General features: G+C 68.5%; 13 protein-coding genes. 5 read left to right on the top strand and 8 right to left on the bottom strand.

Features of this window, described 5'->3' with window-relative positions; translation table 11 throughout:
* Positions 1 to 67 precede the first annotated feature (67 nt).
* Both aspS and dnaE read left to right on the top strand, forming a co-directional pair.
* The gene (gene aspS / locus IEX18_RS11425; RefSeq protein ID WP_188658900.1) at positions 68 to 1,870 is read left to right on the top strand and encodes an aspartate--tRNA ligase; all 1,803 of its coding nucleotides are present in this window, start codon (positions 68 to 70) and stop codon (positions 1,868 to 1,870) included.
* Positions 1,871 to 2,148: 278 nt separating this feature from the next.
* Positions 2,149 to 5,637 carry a DNA polymerase III subunit alpha gene (dnaE, locus tag IEX18_RS11420; RefSeq protein WP_188658899.1) on the top strand — a complete coding sequence of 1,163 codons (3,489 nt, stop codon included), beginning with the start codon at positions 2,149 to 2,151 and terminating at the stop codon, positions 5,635 to 5,637.
* A 319-nt stretch (positions 5,638 to 5,956) separates the two neighbouring features.
* On the opposite strand, the gene IEX18_RS11415 is transcribed toward dnaE, so the two are convergent.
* The gene (locus IEX18_RS11415) at positions 5,957 to 6,169 is read right to left on the bottom strand and encodes a hypothetical protein (RefSeq protein ID WP_188658898.1); all 213 of its coding nucleotides are present in this window, start codon (positions 6,167 to 6,169) and stop codon (positions 5,957 to 5,959) included.
* A gap of 73 nt (positions 6,170 to 6,242) precedes the next feature.
* Positions 6,243 to 7,313: a PA0069 family radical SAM protein gene (locus IEX18_RS11410; protein WP_188658897.1), complete on the bottom strand. Its 1,071-nt coding sequence runs from the start codon at positions 7,311 to 7,313 to the stop codon at positions 6,243 to 6,245.
* Between the two features lie 94 nt (positions 7,314 to 7,407).
* Between IEX18_RS11410 and IEX18_RS11405 the strand changes: the two genes are divergently transcribed.
* Positions 7,408 to 7,740, top strand: a complete 333-nt coding sequence (locus IEX18_RS11405; protein ID WP_188658896.1) for a VOC family protein — start codon at positions 7,408 to 7,410, stop codon at positions 7,738 to 7,740.
* A 3-nt stretch (positions 7,741 to 7,743) separates the two neighbouring features.
* Here the strand turns inward: IEX18_RS11405 and moaB are convergent, their stop codons facing one another.
* From moaB to IEX18_RS11390, 3 genes are read right to left on the bottom strand one after another with little or no spacing between them, the layout of a single operon-like run.
* Positions 7,744 to 8,271, bottom strand: a complete 528-nt coding sequence (moaB, locus tag IEX18_RS11400) for a molybdenum cofactor biosynthesis protein B (protein ID WP_188658895.1) — start codon at positions 8,269 to 8,271, stop codon at positions 7,744 to 7,746.
* Positions 8,271 to 10,409 (bottom strand): lytic transglycosylase domain-containing protein, encoded by a 2,139-nt coding sequence (locus IEX18_RS11395; RefSeq protein ID WP_229664539.1) that lies wholly within the window; start codon positions 10,407 to 10,409, stop codon positions 8,271 to 8,273. Before IEX18_RS11395 ends, moaB begins: the two co-directional genes overlap by 1 nt.
* A complete protein-coding gene (locus tag IEX18_RS11390; protein ID WP_188658894.1) occupies positions 10,406 to 11,146 on the bottom strand; it encodes a uracil-DNA glycosylase family protein in 741 nt (246 codons plus the stop codon). The genes IEX18_RS11395 and IEX18_RS11390 overlap by 4 nt, the downstream gene beginning before the upstream one ends.
* A gap of 130 nt (positions 11,147 to 11,276) precedes the next feature.
* Here IEX18_RS11390 and IEX18_RS11385 point away from each other — a divergent pair, with 130 nt between their 5' ends.
* Both IEX18_RS11385 and IEX18_RS11380 read left to right on the top strand, forming a co-directional pair.
* A complete protein-coding gene (locus IEX18_RS11385; RefSeq protein WP_188658893.1) occupies positions 11,277 to 12,932 on the top strand; it encodes an electron transfer flavoprotein-ubiquinone oxidoreductase in 1,656 nt (551 codons plus the stop codon).
* Positions 12,933 to 13,098: 166 nt separating this feature from the next.
* On the top strand, positions 13,099 to 13,797 hold the full coding sequence (locus IEX18_RS11380; protein ID WP_188658892.1) for a hypothetical protein: 699 nt from the start codon (positions 13,099 to 13,101) through the stop codon (positions 13,795 to 13,797).
* A gap of 46 nt (positions 13,798 to 13,843) precedes the next feature.
* Here IEX18_RS11380 and IEX18_RS11375 read toward each other — a convergent pair whose 3' ends face one another.
* From IEX18_RS11375 to IEX18_RS11365, 3 genes are read right to left on the bottom strand one after another with little or no spacing between them, the layout of a single operon-like run.
* Positions 13,844 to 14,602: a phosphoadenylyl-sulfate reductase gene (locus tag IEX18_RS11375; protein ID WP_188658891.1), complete on the bottom strand. Its 759-nt coding sequence runs from the start codon at positions 14,600 to 14,602 to the stop codon at positions 13,844 to 13,846.
* On the bottom strand, positions 14,595 to 15,026 hold the full coding sequence (locus tag IEX18_RS11370; RefSeq protein ID WP_188658890.1) for a DUF934 domain-containing protein: 432 nt from the start codon (positions 15,024 to 15,026) through the stop codon (positions 14,595 to 14,597). Before IEX18_RS11370 ends, IEX18_RS11375 begins: the two co-directional genes overlap by 8 nt.
* Positions 15,019 to 16,644, bottom strand: coding sequence for a nitrite/sulfite reductase (locus IEX18_RS11365; RefSeq protein ID WP_188658889.1), 1,626 nt, complete (start codon positions 16,642 to 16,644; stop codon positions 15,019 to 15,021). The genes IEX18_RS11370 and IEX18_RS11365 overlap by 8 nt, the downstream gene beginning before the upstream one ends.
* Between the last annotated feature and the right edge of the window lie 128 nt (positions 16,645 to 16,772).

Genomic DNA, 16,772 nt, shown 5'->3' with positions numbered 1-16,772 from the left:
CTGGCGGCACCCTTGCCTCACGAGATCCCGGCCCGCGCCGGGATGACGGATTGAAAAGAAGAACCCGATGCACGCCTATCGCACCCACACCTGCGCCGCCCTCGACGCTGCCGCCGTCGGCGAGACCGTCCGCCTGTCGGGCTGGGTGCATCGCAAGCGCGACCATGGCGGCGTGCTGTTCGTCGACCTGCGCGACCATTATGGCATCACCCAGATCGTCGCCGATTCGGATTCGCCGGCGCTGCCGATCCTCGAAGGGGTGCGCGTCGAATCGGTCGTGACGATCGACGGCACGGTGAAGGCGCGGTCGGACGCGACGGTGAACCCCAACCTGGCGACCGGGGCGATCGAGGTGTTCGCGCGCGCCGCGACGGTGCTGTCCGCAGCGGACGAGCTGCCGATGCCGGTCGCGGGCGAGCAGGAATATCCGGAGGATATCCGGCTGCGCTATCGCTTCCTCGATCTGCGCCGCGAGACGCTGCACGCGAACATCGTGCGCCGGACGAAGGTGATCGCCGACATGCGCCGCCGCATGGAGGCCGCGGGCTTCACCGAATATTCCACCCCGATCCTCACCGCCTCCTCGCCCGAGGGCGCGCGCGACTTTCTGGTGCCGAGCCGCATTCATCCCGGTAAGTTCTACGCGCTCCCGCAGGCGCCGCAGCAGTACAAGCAGCTGCTGATGGTGGCGGGCTTCGACCGCTATTTCCAGATCGCCCCCTGTTTCCGCGACGAGGATCCGCGCGCCGACCGGCTGCCGGGCGAATTCTACCAGCTCGACCTCGAGATGAGCTTCGTCACGCAGGAAGAGGTATGGGAGACGATGGAGCCGGTGATCGGCGGCATCTTCGAGGCGTTCGCGGACGGCCGCACCGTCACCCCGACCGGCCAGTTCCCGCGCATCCCCTATGACGAGGCGATGCTGAAGTACGGCAGCGACAAGCCCGACCTGCGCAATCCGCTGATCATCACCGACGTATCGGAGCACTTCACCACGAGCGGCTTCGGCCTGTTCGAGCGGATCGTGGGCGGCGGCGGCGTGGTCCGCGCGATCCCCGCGCCGGGCACGGCGGACAAGAGCCGCAAGTTCTTCGACGACATGAACGAATGGGCCCGCGCCGAGGGCCATGCGGGACTGGGCTATGTCACCCGCAAGGGCGGCGAGTTCGGCGGCCCGATCGCCAAGAACCATGGTTCCGAAGGCATGGAGGCGCTCTACGCCGCACTCGGCCTCGGCCCGGACGACGGGCTGTTCTTCGCCGCCGGCAAGCCCGAACAGGCCGCCAAGCTGGCCGGCGCGGCGCGCACCCGCGTCGCCGACCAGCTCGGCCTGATCGAACAGGGCGCGTTCCGCCTGTGCTGGATCGTCGACTTCCCCTTCTACGAATGGGACGAAAACGAGAAGAAGGTCGAGTTCGCGCACAATCCCTTCTCGATGCCGCAGGGCGGGATGGACGCGCTGAACGGGCAGGACCCGCTGACGATCAAGGCCTATCAGTACGATCTCGTCTGCAATGGCTATGAGATCGCTTCCGGCTCGATCCGCAACCAGTCGCCGGAGCTGATGGTCAAGGCGTTCGAACTGGTCGGCCTCTCCAAGGCCGATGTCGAGGAGCGGTTCGGCGGCCTCTACCGCGCCTTCCAGTACGGCGCGCCGCCGCATGGCGGCATGGCGGCCGGCGTCGACCGGATCGTCATGCTGATCTGCGGGGCGCAGAACCTGCGCGAGATCACGCTCTTCCCGATGAACCAGCGCGCCGAGGACCTGCTGATGGGCGCGCCCTCGCCGGCGGACAACCGGCAGCTGCGCGAGTTGCACCTGCGCTCGACGGCGGATGCGCCCAAGCCGGGGGTCGTTGCGGCGGGGTAATCGCCAGCGACAGACTTCGCCGTCTGACGTCGCCTCGCCCTCCGTCATGCCGGACTTGTTCCGGCATCCACCGTCCCGCAAACGCTCACGCCGACGGTCTCGCGGCGAGGTGGACCCCGGAACAAGTCCGGGGTGACGCCCGTGTGCGGCTGCGCTCCTGTCCATCGAGCGACTGCCCACTGCGGTTGACCCGCCGCATCTCCCGGACCCAAAACGCCCCGTCGCAACCCCGGCCCACAACGCTGGCCGAATCATCCCCGCACCCCTAGGTTGGGCCGATGCATTCCGGATATGTGCCGCTCCGCATCTTCTCCTCCTACACGATGCTCGACGGCGCGATCGATCCCAAGGCGATCGCCGCGCAGGCCAAGAAACAGGCATTCCCCGCCGCGGCGCTGACCGATCGCAACGGCCTCTATGCCGCCATGGCCTTTTCGGATGCGGCGAAGAAGGCGGGCGTCCAGCCGGTCATCGGCACGCTGCTCGGCCTGTGCCGCCCCGACATGCCCGAGGGCGTCGTTGCGCCGCTCGACTGGATCGCCCTCTATGCGCAGAACACGACCGGCTACGACAATCTCTGCGCGCTCGTGTCGGCCGCGCATCTGGAACGGCCGATCGAGCAGGCGCCGCATGTGTCAATCGAGGTGCTGGCCCGCCATGCCGAGGGGCTGATCGCGCTGACCGCGGGCGGGGAGGGAACGCTCGCCCGCCTGTTCGCCGAAGACCAGCCCGGCCGGGCGGAGGCGTTTTGCGACCGGCTCCAGACGATCTTCGGCGACCGGCTGTACATCGAACTGTGCCGCCGCGGCGACGCGACCGAGATGCAGGCCGAAGAGGCGCTGATCGATCTCGCCTATGCGCGCGACCTGCCGCTGGTCGCGACCAATCCCTGCTGCTTCGCCGAGCAGAGCTTCGGCGACGCGCATGATGCGATGCTGTGCATCGCCAACTCGACCTATGTGGAGACGGAGGATCGGCCGAAGAGCTGTCCCGATGCCTGGCTGAAGCCGGCCGAGGCGCTCAAGACGCTGTTCGCCGACGTGCCGGAGGCGATCGCCAATACGCTGGTCGTGGCGCAGCGCTGCGCGGTGATGGCCCCGTATCGCAAGCCGATCCTGCCCAGCCTCGCCGGCGACCGCGAGGGCGAAGCGGCGATGCTGCGCCGGGACGCCGAGGCGGGGCTGGAGGCGCGGCTCGACCGGATCGCCGAGCTGCGGCTGGCCAAGGGCGAGCCCGAGGGCGAGCCGGGCTGGCGCGACGTGTATCGCGAGCGGCTGCGCTTCGAGGTGGACGTGATCGTCCAGATGGGCTTCCCCGGCTACTTCCTGATCGTCGCCGACTTCATCAAATGGGCGAAGGACCACGACATTCCCGTGGGTCCGGGCCGTGGTTCGGGCGCAGGTTCGGTCGTCGCCTGGGCGCTGACGATCACCGATCTCGATCCGCTTCAGCTCGGCCTGCTGTTCGAACGCTTCCTGAACCCCGAGCGCGTGTCGATGCCCGACTTCGACATCGACTTCTGCGAAACCCGACGTGGCGAAGTGATCCGCTACGTGCAGGAGAAATATGGCCGTGACCAGGTCGCGCAGATCATCACCTTCGGAAAGCTGAAGGCGCGGGCGGTGCTGAAGGATACCGGCCGCGTGCTCCAGATGAGCTACGGCCAGGTCGACCGGCTGGCGAAGCTCGTCCCCAACCACCCGACCGATCCCTGGGACCTGAAGCGGGCGCTGAACGGCGTGCCGGAGCTGGCCAAGGAATATGCCAACGACAATCAGGTCCGCCGGCTGTGGGATCTGGCGACCAAGCTGGAAGGCCTGCCGCGCCACAGCTCCACCCATGCCGCGGGCGTGGTGATCGGCGACCGGCCGCTGGCGCAGCTGGTGCCGCTCTATCGCGATCCGCGCTCGGACATGCCGGTTACCCAGTTCGACATGAAGTTCGTCGAGGGGGCGGGCCTCGTCAAATTCGACTTTCTCGGCCTCAAGACCCTGTCGGTGCTGCAGAAGGCGGTGCAGCTCCTCGCCAAGCGCGGCGTCACGATCCAGCTCGACGCGCTCGAATGGGATGACGAGGCAACCTACAAGCTGCTCCAGCGCGGCGACACGGTCGGCGTGTTCCAGCTCGAATCGGAGGGGATGCGGCGGACGCTCTCGGCGGTGCGGCCGACCAATTTCGGCGACATCATCGCGCTCGTGTCGCTCTATCGCCCGGGTCCGATGGACAACATCCCCAGCTTCGGCCGGCGCAAGCAGGGGACGGAGGAAATCGTCTACCCACACCCGCTGCTGGAGCCGATCCTGAAGGAGACCTACGGGATCTTCGTCTATCAGGAACAGGTGATGCAGGCCGCGCAGATCCTGGCGGGCTATTCGCTGGGCGGCGCCGACCTGCTGCGCCGCGCGATGGGCAAGAAGATCAAGGCGGAGATGGACGCGCAGCGCGCGACCTTCGTCGAGGGCTGCCAGAGCGCGAACGGCATCGCCAAGGCCAAGGCCAACGAGCTGTTCGACCTGATCGACAAGTTCGCCGGCTATGGCTTCAACAAGTCGCACGCGGCCGCCTATGCGCTGCTCGCCTATCAGACGGCATGGCTCAAGGCGCATCATCCGCACGAATTCTACGCCGCCTCGATGTGCTTCGACATGGCGCTCACCGACAAGCTGGGCGTGTTCGTGGAGGATGCGCGCCGTAGCGGCGTGACGCTGCTACCCCCCTGTATTCATGCCAGCCAGCCCGATTTCGACGTCGAGGTGCGGGAGGACGGACTCGCCGTCCGCTATGCGCTCGGCGCGCTCAAGTCGGTGGGCGAGGGGGCGATGGAGAAGCTGGTCGCCGAGCGCAGGTCGGCGCGTTTCGCCTCGCTCGACGATTTTGCGCGGCGCGTCGATCCGCGGCTGCTCAACAAGCGGCAGCTGGAGACGCTGGCGGCGGCGGGCGCGTTCGATGGCTTCGATCCCAATCGCGCCGGCGTCCATGCCGCGGCGGAGACGATCCTGGCGGTGGCGGCGAGCACCCATGCCGAGCGGACGAGCGGGCAGGGCGGACTGTTCGGAGACGCCGGCAGCGCGCACGACGCGATCAAGATCCCTCCCGCCAGATGGACGCTGGCGGAGCGGATGGAGCAGGAGAAGGAGGCGTTCGGCTTCTATTTCTCCGCGCACCCGGTCGATCGCCACGCGCATCTCGCGCGCATCCATGGCGCGCGCAGCTATGCCTCGCTGTCCGAACTGACCATTCCGGACGACGGCACGCGCGCGGGCGCCACGATGGCGGTCCTGGTCGAGGAGGCGCGCTGGCGCACCTCCGCGCGGGGCAAGCGCTACATGATGATCCAGTGTTCGGACGCCAGTGGCCAGTTCCTCGCCACCTGCTTCGACGATGCGGTGGCAAAGGATCTGGAAGACGCCGCGCGGATCGGCGGCTGTGCCTTGATGACGGTGGAGCTGGATCGCCGCCCCGGCGAGGAAGCGCCGCGCGTCTCGATCAAGCGGGTGCAGCCCTTCGAGACGCTGGCCAACGCGGCGCGCTTCGTGCTGGACGTGACCGTGTCGGATGCGCGGGCCTTCGTTGCGCTGGCGGCCTTGCTCGAGCCGCATCGCGGCGCGCGCGGAGAGGTGCGGGCGGTGGCCGAGGGCGGCTATGCGCTGCTGCTCGGGCGAGACTTCCGCTTGGATGCCGAGCTGGTCGAGCATGTCGAGGCGCTGCCGGGGGTGGCGGGGGCGGAGCTGAAGGCCTCGGAGACGCGGTTGGCCTTGGTGGGGTGATGCATTGCAGTGCGTTGGCCGGATCAGCGCGACCGGTGAGAAGGCAGCAACGCCCTTATCCCGACGTCATCCCAGCGCAGGCGGGACGTTTGCAAAAGTCGCAAAACGTCCTCTTCCACGCGTCATCCCGGACGTGTTCCGGGATCCACCGTGCCACAAGTCAATGGCTTGATCTTGTGCGGAACCGTGGAAGCCGGAACAAGCCCGGCATGACGAAGCGACTTTCGCAAAGGTTTTACGCAGGCTGAGCTTTCTGGCGGACGGCAGGGTGCCATGTACCAAAGCTCCAGCCTGCGCCGGGAAATCGAAACGGACGATCTTACCGTCCGCGCTCGCCCTCGCTGCCCTGCGTGCCGGCATTGTTGCCATAGCCCGCGCCGGATTCTTCCTGCAGTCCGGACGCGCCCTCGCCGGCGCTGCCGCCGCCCTGCTGGGTATTGCCCTGTCCGCCCTGCTGGTTCTGCTGGCGATCCATGCCCTGCTGCTGATCGCGATCCTGCATCGGGTTCGCGCCCTTCGGAGTCTCGTGCATCGTGGCTCTCCTTCGATCGTCCCGGCTGAGGCCGGCGATAGAAGCAGAACGATCGGCAGCCGCGATGGCTGCGTCAGAACAACTCGCCCTGCGCACCGGCGGGCGGACGGAAGAGGTCGGAGCGCAGTGCGATCCGCTCCGCGTTCAGCCCATGCCTGCGGACGGCGATCTGGAAGCGGGTGCGCATCAGCTCTGCCCAGGGTCCGGAACCCTGCATCCGCGTGAAGAAGTCGGGATCATTGTCGCGCCCGCCGCGAATGAAGCGGATCGTCGCCATGACCTTGCCTGCACGGTCCGGGAAATGCGTGTCCAGCCAAGCCCGGAACAGCGGCGCGACCTCCCAGGGCAGGCGTACGGGGAGAAAGAAGACGTGGCGGGCGCCAGCCTCGGCGGCGCGCTCGACCAGATGCTCGATCTCGTGGTCGGTGATGGCGGGGATGACGGGCGAGATGGAGACATAGGTCGCTACGCCGGCATCGGCCAGCCTGCGCACCGCCGCGAGCCGGCGTTCCGGATGCGGAGCGCGGGGCTCGACGGTGCCCGCGATCTTCGGATCGAGCGAGGTGACCGACAGGCATACCGCCGCCAGTCCCTTCGCCGCCATCGGCGCGAGGATATCGAGATCGCGCGTCACCCGGTCGGACTTGGTGGTAATAGTCAGTGGATGCTCGGTCTCCGCCAGAACCTCGATCACCGACCGCGTGATGCGCCATTCGCGCTCGATCGGCTGATAGGGATCGGTATTGGTGCCGAGCGCCATCGGCCGCGCGACATAGCCCGGCCTGGCCAGTTCGGCGCGGAGCAGCGCCGCGGCGTCGGGCTTGGCGAACAGCCGGCTCTCGAAATCGAGCCCCGGCGAGAGGTCGTGAAAGGCGTGGCTGGGACGCGCGAAGCAATAGATGCAGCCATGCTCGCATCCCCGATAGGGATTGATCGACCGGTCGAACGGCACATCGGGAGAGGCGTTGCGGCTGATGATGGTCCGCGGCCGCTCGACCGTCACGGTCGTACGGAGCGGCGGCGGGGCGCCGTCGATCGCTTCGCGCGCATCGAGCCAGTCACCATCCGAGTCGGTCTGGGGTAAATTGAAGCGCGTGCTTTCCGCATTCTGCGTCGCGCCGCGCTGGGGCCGGGGACTCGCCATATCGCGGTCCTATTGTTCCACGTGGAACAGTTCAAGAACATTGCGACGAGCCCCAATCAACGCTAGAACATAGTTCGAACAAGGGAGGCGAGACATGGGACGTCTGGAGTATCTGGAACTGCCTGTCGGCGATCGGGCAGCGGCGAAGCGCTTCTATGCGGAGGCGTTCGGCTGGAGCTTCAGCGACTTCGGGCCGGACTACGCCGCCACGACGAGCGGGGACACCGATCTCGGCCTCGACGCCGCGCCCGACAAGGTCCGCGCGCCGCTGCCGGTCATCCGGGTCGCCGATCTGGAGGCGACGCTCGGCGCGGTCGAGGCGGCGGGCGGAACGATCGTGGTGCCGATCTTCGCCTTTCCCGGTGGACGCCGCTTCCATTTCCGCGACGTCGACGGACACGAGCTGGCGGCCATGCAGAGCGGCTGACGGTCAGCGCTCGGTGAGGCGGGGCATCAGCTCAACGAAGTTGCAGGGGCGATGACGGCTGTCGAGCTGATCGCGCAGGATGCCGTCCCAGGCGTCGCGCACCGCGCCGGTCGATCCGGGCAGCGCGAAGACATAGGTGCCGCGCGCGACGCAGGCACAGGCGCGCGACTGGATGGTCGAGGTGCCGATCGTCTGGAAGCTGAGCCAGCGAAACAACTCGCCGAAGCCGGGGATCATCTTGTCCGCGACACGCTCGACCGCCTCGGGTGTGACGTCGCGGCCGGTGACGCCGGTGCCGCCCGTGGTCAGGACGCAGTCGATCGCCGGGTCGTCGATCCAGCGATGAAGATGGGCGACGATCGCGTCGGCATCGTCGCGCAGGATGGCCCGATCGGCCAGCATATGCCCGGCCTCGGTCAGCCGCGCGACCAGCGCGTCGCCGGAGCGATCCTCGGCAAGCCCGCGCGTGTCGGAAACGGTGAGCACCGCGATCCGCACCGGCACGAAGGTGCGGCTTTCGTCGATCGGCATCAGTCGGGCTTGCCGCCGATGCTGATCGTGTCTGCGAGCGCGCCGACCAGCGCTTGGGGCTGCATCGCCATTGCCGCGCCGGCGGCCTTGAGCAGTTCGCTGTCGGCCACCGCACCGGCTGCGGCCTTGACGGCGCTCGGGATGGCCTTGACGATCGCGGCGACCCGCGCCGTGGTGCCGATCGGCGGGGTCGGGGTGGCGGCGAGGACCGGAGCGGTACGCGCGGACACGACGGTCAGCGGCGCCACGGGAGCGCGCTCGGTCGCGGCGACGACCAGCGGGGCGGCGGCGGCCGGTGCGGGCATGGTCGCGCGGGTCGCCGCGACGACGACCGGCGCAGCGACACGCGGCGCAGAGCGCTGCGGCTGGACGGCGGCGACCATCGTCCGCGCCTCGCGCGCCGGGGTCATGCGCACCGCCGTCGCGCCGGACAGTCCGGGGAAGCGCGGCCACAGGCCCTGCGCGAGCGCCGCCCGGCTGGCGAGCGCAGGCTTGCCGGTCCGCGCCTCGTACATCCAGTAGTTGCGCAGCACCGTGGTGACGTAGCCGCGCGTCTCCCAATAGGGGATGCTCTCGATATAGAGGAGCGGGTCACCACCGTCATGGACGAGGCTGTTCCATTCGCCCACCGGCTTGGGGCCGGCATTGTAGGCGGCAATCACCTTGGGCAGCAGTCCGCCGGTCAGTCCCATGTCGCGCAGCCGTTCAAGGTCGCGCTGGCCGATGTCCATGTTGGTGGAGGGGCGGGTGAGCGCCGCCTTGTCGATCGCCGTGCCGCGCTCGCGAGCGAAGTCGGTCGCGGCGGCGGGCATGATCTGCATCAGGCCATAGGCGCCGGCCGGGCTCGTCACCGCCTTGCGGAAGCGCGATTCCTCCAGGGCATGGGCGTAGACTAGCGCCTTGTCGATCCGCCAGCCGCTGTCCGGCGTCCAGTTCGGCGCCGGGTAGCGCGCCTCGGCCGTGGCGGTGACGCCATTGGGCAGGTTGTGCGCGAGGAACAGCGTGGTCGCGGGCAGGTCGAGCGCCTCGGCGAGGCGGATCAGGCTGGCGAATTCAGCCGGGTTGCCGATCTTCGCCTGCTGGCGGATCACGTCGTCGGCGAGGTCGCTCTCGCCGATCTCGACCAGCGCGGCGGCGATGCGGACATTGGGGCGACGGTCGATCCGCGCCCAGTCGGACGGGCCGATCCCCGGCGCCTTGACCGCGGGCTCGCGCATCGCCAGCGCCTGGCGCGCGAGCTGCCCGTAGAAGCTCTCGCCGAATTGCGCGGCCGCCTTCAGTCGGCCCTGAATGCGATCGGGGCGCGCGCAAACCATGTCCGCGCGTGACGCCCAATAGAGCCCGGCGGCGCGCAGATCGACGTCGCCGGCGCGGGCCGCGACCCCTTCGAAACCCTCTTCGGCGGCGGCGCAATCCTTCTGTCGCCACGCCGCCAGCGCCGCCATCCAGCGGCCCTGCACCGCCCAGTCGCCGACGCCCGCCGCCGCCTGTGCGCCGAGTTCGCGGACCTTGGCGTCATTGCCCGACAGGAAGTAGATCCAGGCGATCCGCGCCTGCCATTCGGTCAGCGCCTCGCCGGAAAGTCCGCTGGTGGAGATCAGCAGCGCCTCAGCCGAAGGGCCATCGTCCGCCTTGACGAAGGGCTGCATCTTCTGGGCGAGATCGGCCGCGATCAGGTCGCTGGCGGTCGCCTTGGCCCGGACGCGGCGCGGCGCGCCGTCGTTCCAGATCAGGCGCTGCGCGACTGGGAGCGGCGGCAGATCGGTGGCCCCGCGCGCGGCGGCGAGGCGGCGTACCGCCTCCGCCTGCGGAAGTTCGGGCGCTTCGTTGAGGAGCGAGACGAGCGCTTCGACCGGCACTTTGGGCGAGCCCTTGGCGGTATAGAGTTCGGCCCGGGCGACGCTGTGCAGGGGGCCGGGCGCCATGCCGTCGAGCGCGAGCTGTGCGTCCTGCCAGCGGCCCGAGCGGATCGCGGCGAAGACGGCGCGATAGGCGTCGCGCTGGGCGGGTTCGAGCTGCGGCGGCAGCGGCGCGACGGTGCGGGCGTCGCCATCATCGCCGACGCCAACGGACGGAGCCGCCTGAACCGCGCAGGGCAGCGCGACGAGGGTCGCGGCCATCAACAGGTTTCGCATCATGCCTTCCGCTCTTCCATCCCCGCGACCAGCAACTGCAGATCCCGCCAGCTTTCCGCCTTCAGCGCCGGCCGTTCGAGCAGCAGGCGCGGATGCAGGCTGGCGACAACCCCCGTTTGTCCCCTTTTATGATTGAAGGGCTGTAAACCGCCCCGTACCGCCGGTCGTTCTGCCGACAGCACCGCACGGCTCGTCGCATCGCCGAGCAACAGCAGCCGTTCGGGCGCGACCAAGCCGACGTGATGGCGCGCTACCTCGCCCAGTCGCGCCTCAATGTCGCGTGGCATCCGGCCGGAGGCGGGACGACGGGCGCAGACGGCAGCGAGATGCACCGTCTCCCGCGAAAGGCCGACCGCCGCCAGCATCCGATCGAGGAGCCGCCCGGCCGCGCCCGACACCAGCGTGCCGGCATCGCCATCTTCGCGTTCCGGGCAGTCGACCAGCACCATCACGCGCGCATCGATCGGGCCGGATGCGGCGAGCGACACACCGCTCCAGCCCGCCTCCGGCGCATCGGGGCCGAGCCGCCAGCCGGCAAACGCCTCGATCGTGTCGGGCATCGCCGTGCCCGCGGGCGCGGCATCCGCGGCGGCGGGAGCAACAACAGGCCGCGGCGGTGCGATCGGCGTCGCGAGCCAATCACGCGGCGCGTCCTCGACCAGAACGTCGACCCCGGCATCGCGCCACCAGTCCAGCGCGCTCGCATAGTCTGCGGTGTCGAGGGGCGGGTACGCGTCCATGCAGGCGGCTTCATGCTCGACAGTTGACCTGCGGGTCAACTTGGCGGACTGCCGATCGGGACAGACGGACAGCGGCCCGCGCCCGGCGGAGTGATCCGCCGGTGACGCTACGGCCTGGTTGGAGAGTGTGATGAGCGAGCGCGAATCGATGCCCTATGACGTGGTCATCGTGGGGGCGGGGCCGGCGGGCCTGTCCGCGGCGATCCGCCTGAAACAGCGCGCCGAACAGGCCGGGGCGGAGCTGTCGGTCTGTGTGCTGGAAAAGGGTTCGGAGGTCGGCGCCCACATCCTGTCGGGTGCGGTGATCGATCCGCGCGCGCTCGACGAGCTGATCCCCGACTGGCGCGACAGCGACTGCCCGCTGGCCGAGACGCCGGTGACGCAGAACCATCACTGGGTGCTGACGGCGAAGCGCAAGTTCAACCTGCCGCATCTCTGGACGCCGCCCTTCCTCCACAACAAGGGCACCTATACCGGCTCGCTCGGCAATCTGTGCCGCTGGCTGGCGGGGCGGGCCGAGGCGCTGGGGGTGGAGATCTTCCCGGGCTTCGCCGCGGCCGAGATCCTGTTCCATGAGGACGGGCGGGTGAAGGGCGTCGCCACCGGCGACATGGGCGTGGCGCGCGACGGCACACACAAGCCCGACTGGCAGCCGGGGCTGGAGCTGCACGCCAAATATACCTTCTTCGCCGAAGGGGTGCGCGGCCACCTGACCAAGGAGCTGATCCGCACCTTCGACCTCGCCGCAGACAGCGATCCGCAGGTCTATGGCCTGGGCGTAAAGGAGCTGTGGGACATCGATCCGGCAAAGCATGTGCCGGGCAAGGTGATCCATACGCAAGGCTGGCCGCTGGGCGACGATGCCAATGGCGGCGGCTGGATCTATCATCAGGCGAACGGGCAGGTGTCGATCGGGTTCGTGACGTGGCTGGGCTATACCAACCCCTATCTGTCGCCCTTCCAGGAAATGCAGAAATGGAAGACGCATCCGGCGATCGCCGAGCTGCTCGCGGGCGGCAAGCGCGTCTCCTACGGCGCCCGCGCGATCAATGACGGCGGGCTCCAGTCGATTCCCAAGCTGGTCTTCCCGGGTGGTGCGCTGATCGGCTGCTCGGCGGGCTTCCTCAACGTGCCGCGGATCAAGGGCACGCATGGGGCGCAGAAGTCGGCGATGATGGCGGCGGACGCGGCGTTCGAGGCGATCCAGGCAGGACGTGAGGGGGACGAGCTGTCCGCCTATCCGGCGGCGTTCGAAACGAGCTGGTTGAAGAAGGAGCTGTCGGTCGTCCGCAACGTCGTGCCGCTGGTCAAGAAGTTCGGCGACTTCATGGGGTCGGGCCTGTCGGGCATCACCATGTGGCTGGAGCATTTCGGGCTGAAGATGCCCTTCACCCTGCACCACCATCCCGACAACGAGACGCTGTGGCGCAAGGATCTCGTCAAGCCGCCGGTCTATCCGAAGGCCGACGGCGTGCTGACCTTCGACCGGCTGTCGTCGGTGTTCCTGTCGAACACCAACCACGAAGAGGATCAGCCGGTCCATCTGACGCTGCGCGATCCCTCGATCCCGATCGAGCATAACCTGCCGCTCTACGACGAGCCCGCGCAGCGCTACTGCCCGGCGGGGGTCTATGAGGTCGTCGGGGTGGAGGAGGGCGATCCGAAGTTCGTGATCAACGCGCAGAACTGCGTCCACTGCAAGACCTGCGACATCAAGGACCCGACACAGAATATCAACTGGGTGGTGCCCGAGGGTGGCGGGGGTCCCAACTACCCGAATATGTGAGTTTTCCCCGCGCGAACGGCGCGATGCCGTTCCGCCTGTCATCATCCAAATGGATCATGACGCGCGCCCCAACGGCATTGCATGGCCGTGCGCAGCGGTCGCCCCTCGGGCGGGCGTTTCGACAGGCCGGGGCGGGGGGTCGCCCCGGCGGGGGAAAGGACAGACTATGACGAAGACGAACATCGCGCTTGCGGTGGTGGGGATCGTTGCGCTTGCGGCACCGGTCGCGGCGCAGGAGCGGGCGGCGGAGGATAGCGGGCCCCGCTCCACCGTCACCGCGGCGATCGTCGGCGGCACGCTGGGGATCGGGCCCGAGCTGGGCTTCCGCATCAACGACCATATCGGCATCCGCGGCAGCGCAACCTTCCTGAGCATCAACGGCAGCGCCTCGTCGGACGACACCGATTATGATGCCAAGCTGCGGCTGAAGTCGTTCGGCGGGATGGTCGACATCTACCCGTTCGGCGGCTCGTTCCGCATCTCCGGCGGCGCGCGCGCCAACCGCAGCAATGCCGGGCTCGATGCCGAGCTTTCGAACGGCCAGAGCACGATCGAGGTGGGCGGCGAGACCTATACCGCCGCGCAGGTCGGCACCTTGTCCGGCCGCGCCGAGGTGAAGAAGTTCGCGCCGGCGCTGACGCTCGGCTGGAGCGGCGGCAACCGCCGCGGCTTCATGTTCGGCTTCGAGGCGGGCGCGCTGTTCCAGGGCGCGGTGCGGATCCGCGAGTTCACCTCGACCGGAACGCTGCGCAACGATCCCAACTTCCGCGCGAGCCTCGAAGACGAGCGCCGCAGCCTTCAGGACGATGTCGACAAGTACAAGGTCTATCCGATCCTGATGACCTCGATCGGCTATCGGTTCTGAGGCACGCCTCCGGCGAACGGCGCAGGTCCGTTCGCCGGAAACGCGATCAGAAGATCGGATCCTCGCCCGGCGTCACCGGCTGGTGGATACCGCATTCCACCTTGTCCCAGCCGCGCCAGCGACCGGCGCGGGGGTCTTCGCCGGGGCGCACCTTGCTGGTGCAGGGCGCGCAGCCGATCGACAGATAGCCCTGCGCCTCGAGCGGGTGGCGGGGAAGGTCGTGCGCCGCGAAATAGGCGTCGAGATCGGCCTTCTTCCAGTCGGCGAGCGGGTTGATCTTGAGCCGGCCCTGATCGATCTCGAAGCGCGGCAGGGCCAGGCGGGTGCCCGACTGGAAGCCTTTGCGCCCCGAGATCCAGGCATCGAACGGCGCCAGGGCGCGCGCCAGCGGCTCGACCTTGCGCAGCTCGCAGCATCCGTCCGGGTCGTACGACCAGCGCAGGCCGGTCTTGTCCTTCGCCGCCAGCAGGCGCGGATCGGGACGGAAGACGCGCAGGTCGGTGAGCCCCAGCCGCTCGGACAGCTCGTCGCGATAGGCGAGGGTCTCGCCGAACATCTTCTGCGTGTTGGTGAAGATCACCGGCACGTCCGGGTCGATGGCCGAGACCATGTGGAGCAGCACCGCCGACTCCGCACCGAAAGAGGAGACGGAGGCGATACGCCCGGCCAGCTCGCCCGTCAGCAGCGTCCGCAGCATCTCGGGCGCCGGGACGCCGGCGAAGCGGGCCTCCAGTGCCGCGGCGTCCTCGGCGGAGAAGGCCGGAGTGACGTCGATCAGGTCGATCTGCCGCAAGGGTTCACCCATGGCGCAATTTCCAGACGGGGACGGCCGCGTCGGCCGCGCCCTGATAGCGATAGTCATAGCGATCGAGGCTCCGTTCCAGGGCCGCCGCGTCGATCTCCGCCTGCGGGGCGAAGCTGTCGAAGCCGCAGCGCCGCATCAGCGGCAGCTGGTCGACGAGGACGTCGCCCTCCGCGCGCAATTCGCCCTCATAGCCCGCCTCGCGCAGGATGCGCGCCGCCGAATAGCCGCGGCCGTCCCGAAAGGTCGGAAAGCTCACCTCGACCAGCGCCAGCCGATCGAGATGGGGCAGGAGCGCGCGCGCATCGTCGCCGGCCTCCAGCCGCACGGCGGTGGCGTTGGTCTGCTGGACGAGAAAGGCATCGAGCGTGATCGCCGGCTCCTCGTGCGCGGCGTCGTCGCGGAAGCGCAGCACCGTATCAGCCATAGATCGCCTCCTTGAACGGCTGCATGCCGACACGACGATAGGTGTCGAGGAACCGCTCGCCCTCCTCGCGCAGGGCGACATAGGTCCGGGTGGCGCGATCGATCGCCTCCACCACGCCGTCCTCGTCGAAGCCGGGACCGGTGATCTTGCCCAGGCTGACATCCTCCGCGCCCGAGCCGCCGAAGGAGAGCTGGTAGTTCTCCGTCCCCTTCTTGTCGACGCCGAGGATGCCGATATGGCCGGCATGGTGATGGCCGCATGCGTTGATGCAGCCCGAGATCTTCACCTTGAGCTCGCCCAAATCATGCTGCCGCGGCGCGAGGCGCACCGCCAGCTTCTGCGCGAGCGGAATCGACCGCGCATTGGCGAGGCTGCAATAGTCGAGGCCGGGGCAGGCGATGATGTCGGTCACGAGATCGAGATTGGCCTCCGCCAGCCCGGCCTCGCGCAGCGCCGACCAGACGGCATGGAGATCCGCCTGCCGGACATGCGGCAGGACGAGATTCTGCGCATGGGTGACGCGGATCTCGTCGAAGGAATAGCGTTCGGCCAGATCGGCGACGCAGTCGATCTGCTCCGCAGAGGCGTCGCCAGGAATGCCGCCGATCGGCTTCAGGCTGATCGTGACGACGCTATGGCCCGGCTGGCGATGCGGGCGGACATTCTGGTCGAGCCAGACGGCGAAGTCGGGATCGCTGCGGTCCACGCCTTCGGGCGCGTCTTCGGCGAAGGCGGGCGGCGCGAACATCGCTGCGATCCGGTCGAGCTCGGCCGCCGGCGGGTCGATGCCCAGCGTGCGAACATGCGCGAATTCCTCCTCGACCTGACGGCGATATTCGTCCGCGCCGATCTCGTGGACGAGGATCTTGATCCGCGCCTTGTAGATGTTGTCGCGCCGGCCGTAGCGATTGTAGACGCGCAGCGCCGCCTCGAGATAGCTCATCAGCTCGGTGGCGGGCACGAAGTCGCGGATCAGCGGCGCGATCATTGGGGTGCGGCCCATGCCGCCGCCGACATAGACCTCCGCCCCGATCACGCCGTCGCGCCGCACCAGCCGAAGGCCGATATCGTGCAGCCGCATCGCCGCGCGATCCTCCTCGGCGGCGATCACCGCGATCTTGAACTTGCGGGGCAGATAGGTGAATTCGGGGTGAAAGGTCGACCATTGCCGCAGCAGCTCGGCATAGGGACGCGGGTCGACCAGCTCGTCGGCGGCCGCGCCGGCGAACTGGTCCGACGAAATGTTGCGGATGCAGTTGCCGCTGGTCTGGATGGCATGCATCTGCACTGCGGCGAGCCGGGCGAGAATGGCCGGCGTATCCTCCAGCCTGATCCAGTTGAACTGCAGGTTCTGGCGGGTGGTGAAATGGCCGTAGCCGCGGTCATAGTCGCGGGCGATCGAGGCGAGCGTTCGCATCTGCCGCGACGACAGCGTGCCATAGGGGATGGCGACGCGCAGCATATAGGCGTGCAACTGGAGATAGAGGCCGTTCATCAGGCGCAGCGGCTTGAACTGGTCCTCGGTCAACTGGCCGGAGAGGCGGCGTGCGACCTGGTCGCGGAACTCCTCGACGCGGGCGTCGACGATCGACTGGTCATACTGGTCGTATTGGTACATCAGAACATCCTGCCCGAAGCGGAGACGGGGACCATGCGCAGCATGGTGGAGGGGTAACTCCACGCATGGTGCGCCTGGGGCCGATCCCCCTCCACCACGCCCTTCGGGCGCGGTCCCCCTCCCCGTGC

Source organism: Sphingomonas metalli (assembly GCF_014641735.1).
Classification (GTDB): Bacteria; Pseudomonadota; Alphaproteobacteria; order Sphingomonadales; family Sphingomonadaceae; genus Sphingomonas; species Sphingomonas metalli.
This window is presented reverse-complemented; position numbering and strand designations above follow the sequence as displayed.

What these genes read in the sequence shown, in the direction of transcription:
- IEX18_RS11405 (WP_188658896.1), top strand. Translation starts at nt 7,408, where the DNA reads ATGGGACGTCTGGAGTATCTGGAACTGCCTGTCGGCGATCGGGCAGCG.
- IEX18_RS11395 (WP_229664539.1), bottom strand. Translation starts at nt 10,409, where the DNA reads ATGATGCGAAACCTGTTGATGGCCGCGACCCTCGTCGCGCTGCCCTGC.
- IEX18_RS11375 (WP_188658891.1), bottom strand. Translation starts at nt 14,602, where the DNA reads ATGGGTGAACCCTTGCGGCAGATCGACCTGATCGACGTCACTCCGGCC.
- moaB (WP_188658895.1), bottom strand. Translation starts at nt 8,271, where the DNA reads ATGCCGATCGACGAAAGCCGCACCTTCGTGCCGGTGCGGATCGCGGTG.
- IEX18_RS11385 (WP_188658893.1), top strand. Translation starts at nt 11,277, where the DNA reads ATGAGCGAGCGCGAATCGATGCCCTATGACGTGGTCATCGTGGGGGCG.
- dnaE (WP_188658899.1), top strand. Translation starts at nt 2,149, where the DNA reads ATGCATTCCGGATATGTGCCGCTCCGCATCTTCTCCTCCTACACGATG.
- IEX18_RS11390 (WP_188658894.1), bottom strand. Translation starts at nt 11,146, where the DNA reads ATGGACGCGTACCCGCCCCTCGACACCGCAGACTATGCGAGCGCGCTG.
- IEX18_RS11370 (WP_188658890.1), bottom strand. Translation starts at nt 15,026, where the DNA reads ATGGCTGATACGGTGCTGCGCTTCCGCGACGACGCCGCGCACGAGGAG.
- IEX18_RS11365 (WP_188658889.1), bottom strand. Translation starts at nt 16,644, where the DNA reads ATGTACCAATACGACCAGTATGACCAGTCGATCGTCGACGCCCGCGTC.
- IEX18_RS11415 (WP_188658898.1), bottom strand. Translation starts at nt 6,169, where the DNA reads ATGCACGAGACTCCGAAGGGCGCGAACCCGATGCAGGATCGCGATCAG.
- IEX18_RS11380 (WP_188658892.1), top strand. Translation starts at nt 13,099, where the DNA reads ATGACGAAGACGAACATCGCGCTTGCGGTGGTGGGGATCGTTGCGCTT.
- aspS (WP_188658900.1), top strand. Translation starts at nt 68, where the DNA reads ATGCACGCCTATCGCACCCACACCTGCGCCGCCCTCGACGCTGCCGCC.
- IEX18_RS11410 (WP_188658897.1), bottom strand. Translation starts at nt 7,313, where the DNA reads ATGGCGAGTCCCCGGCCCCAGCGCGGCGCGACGCAGAATGCGGAAAGC.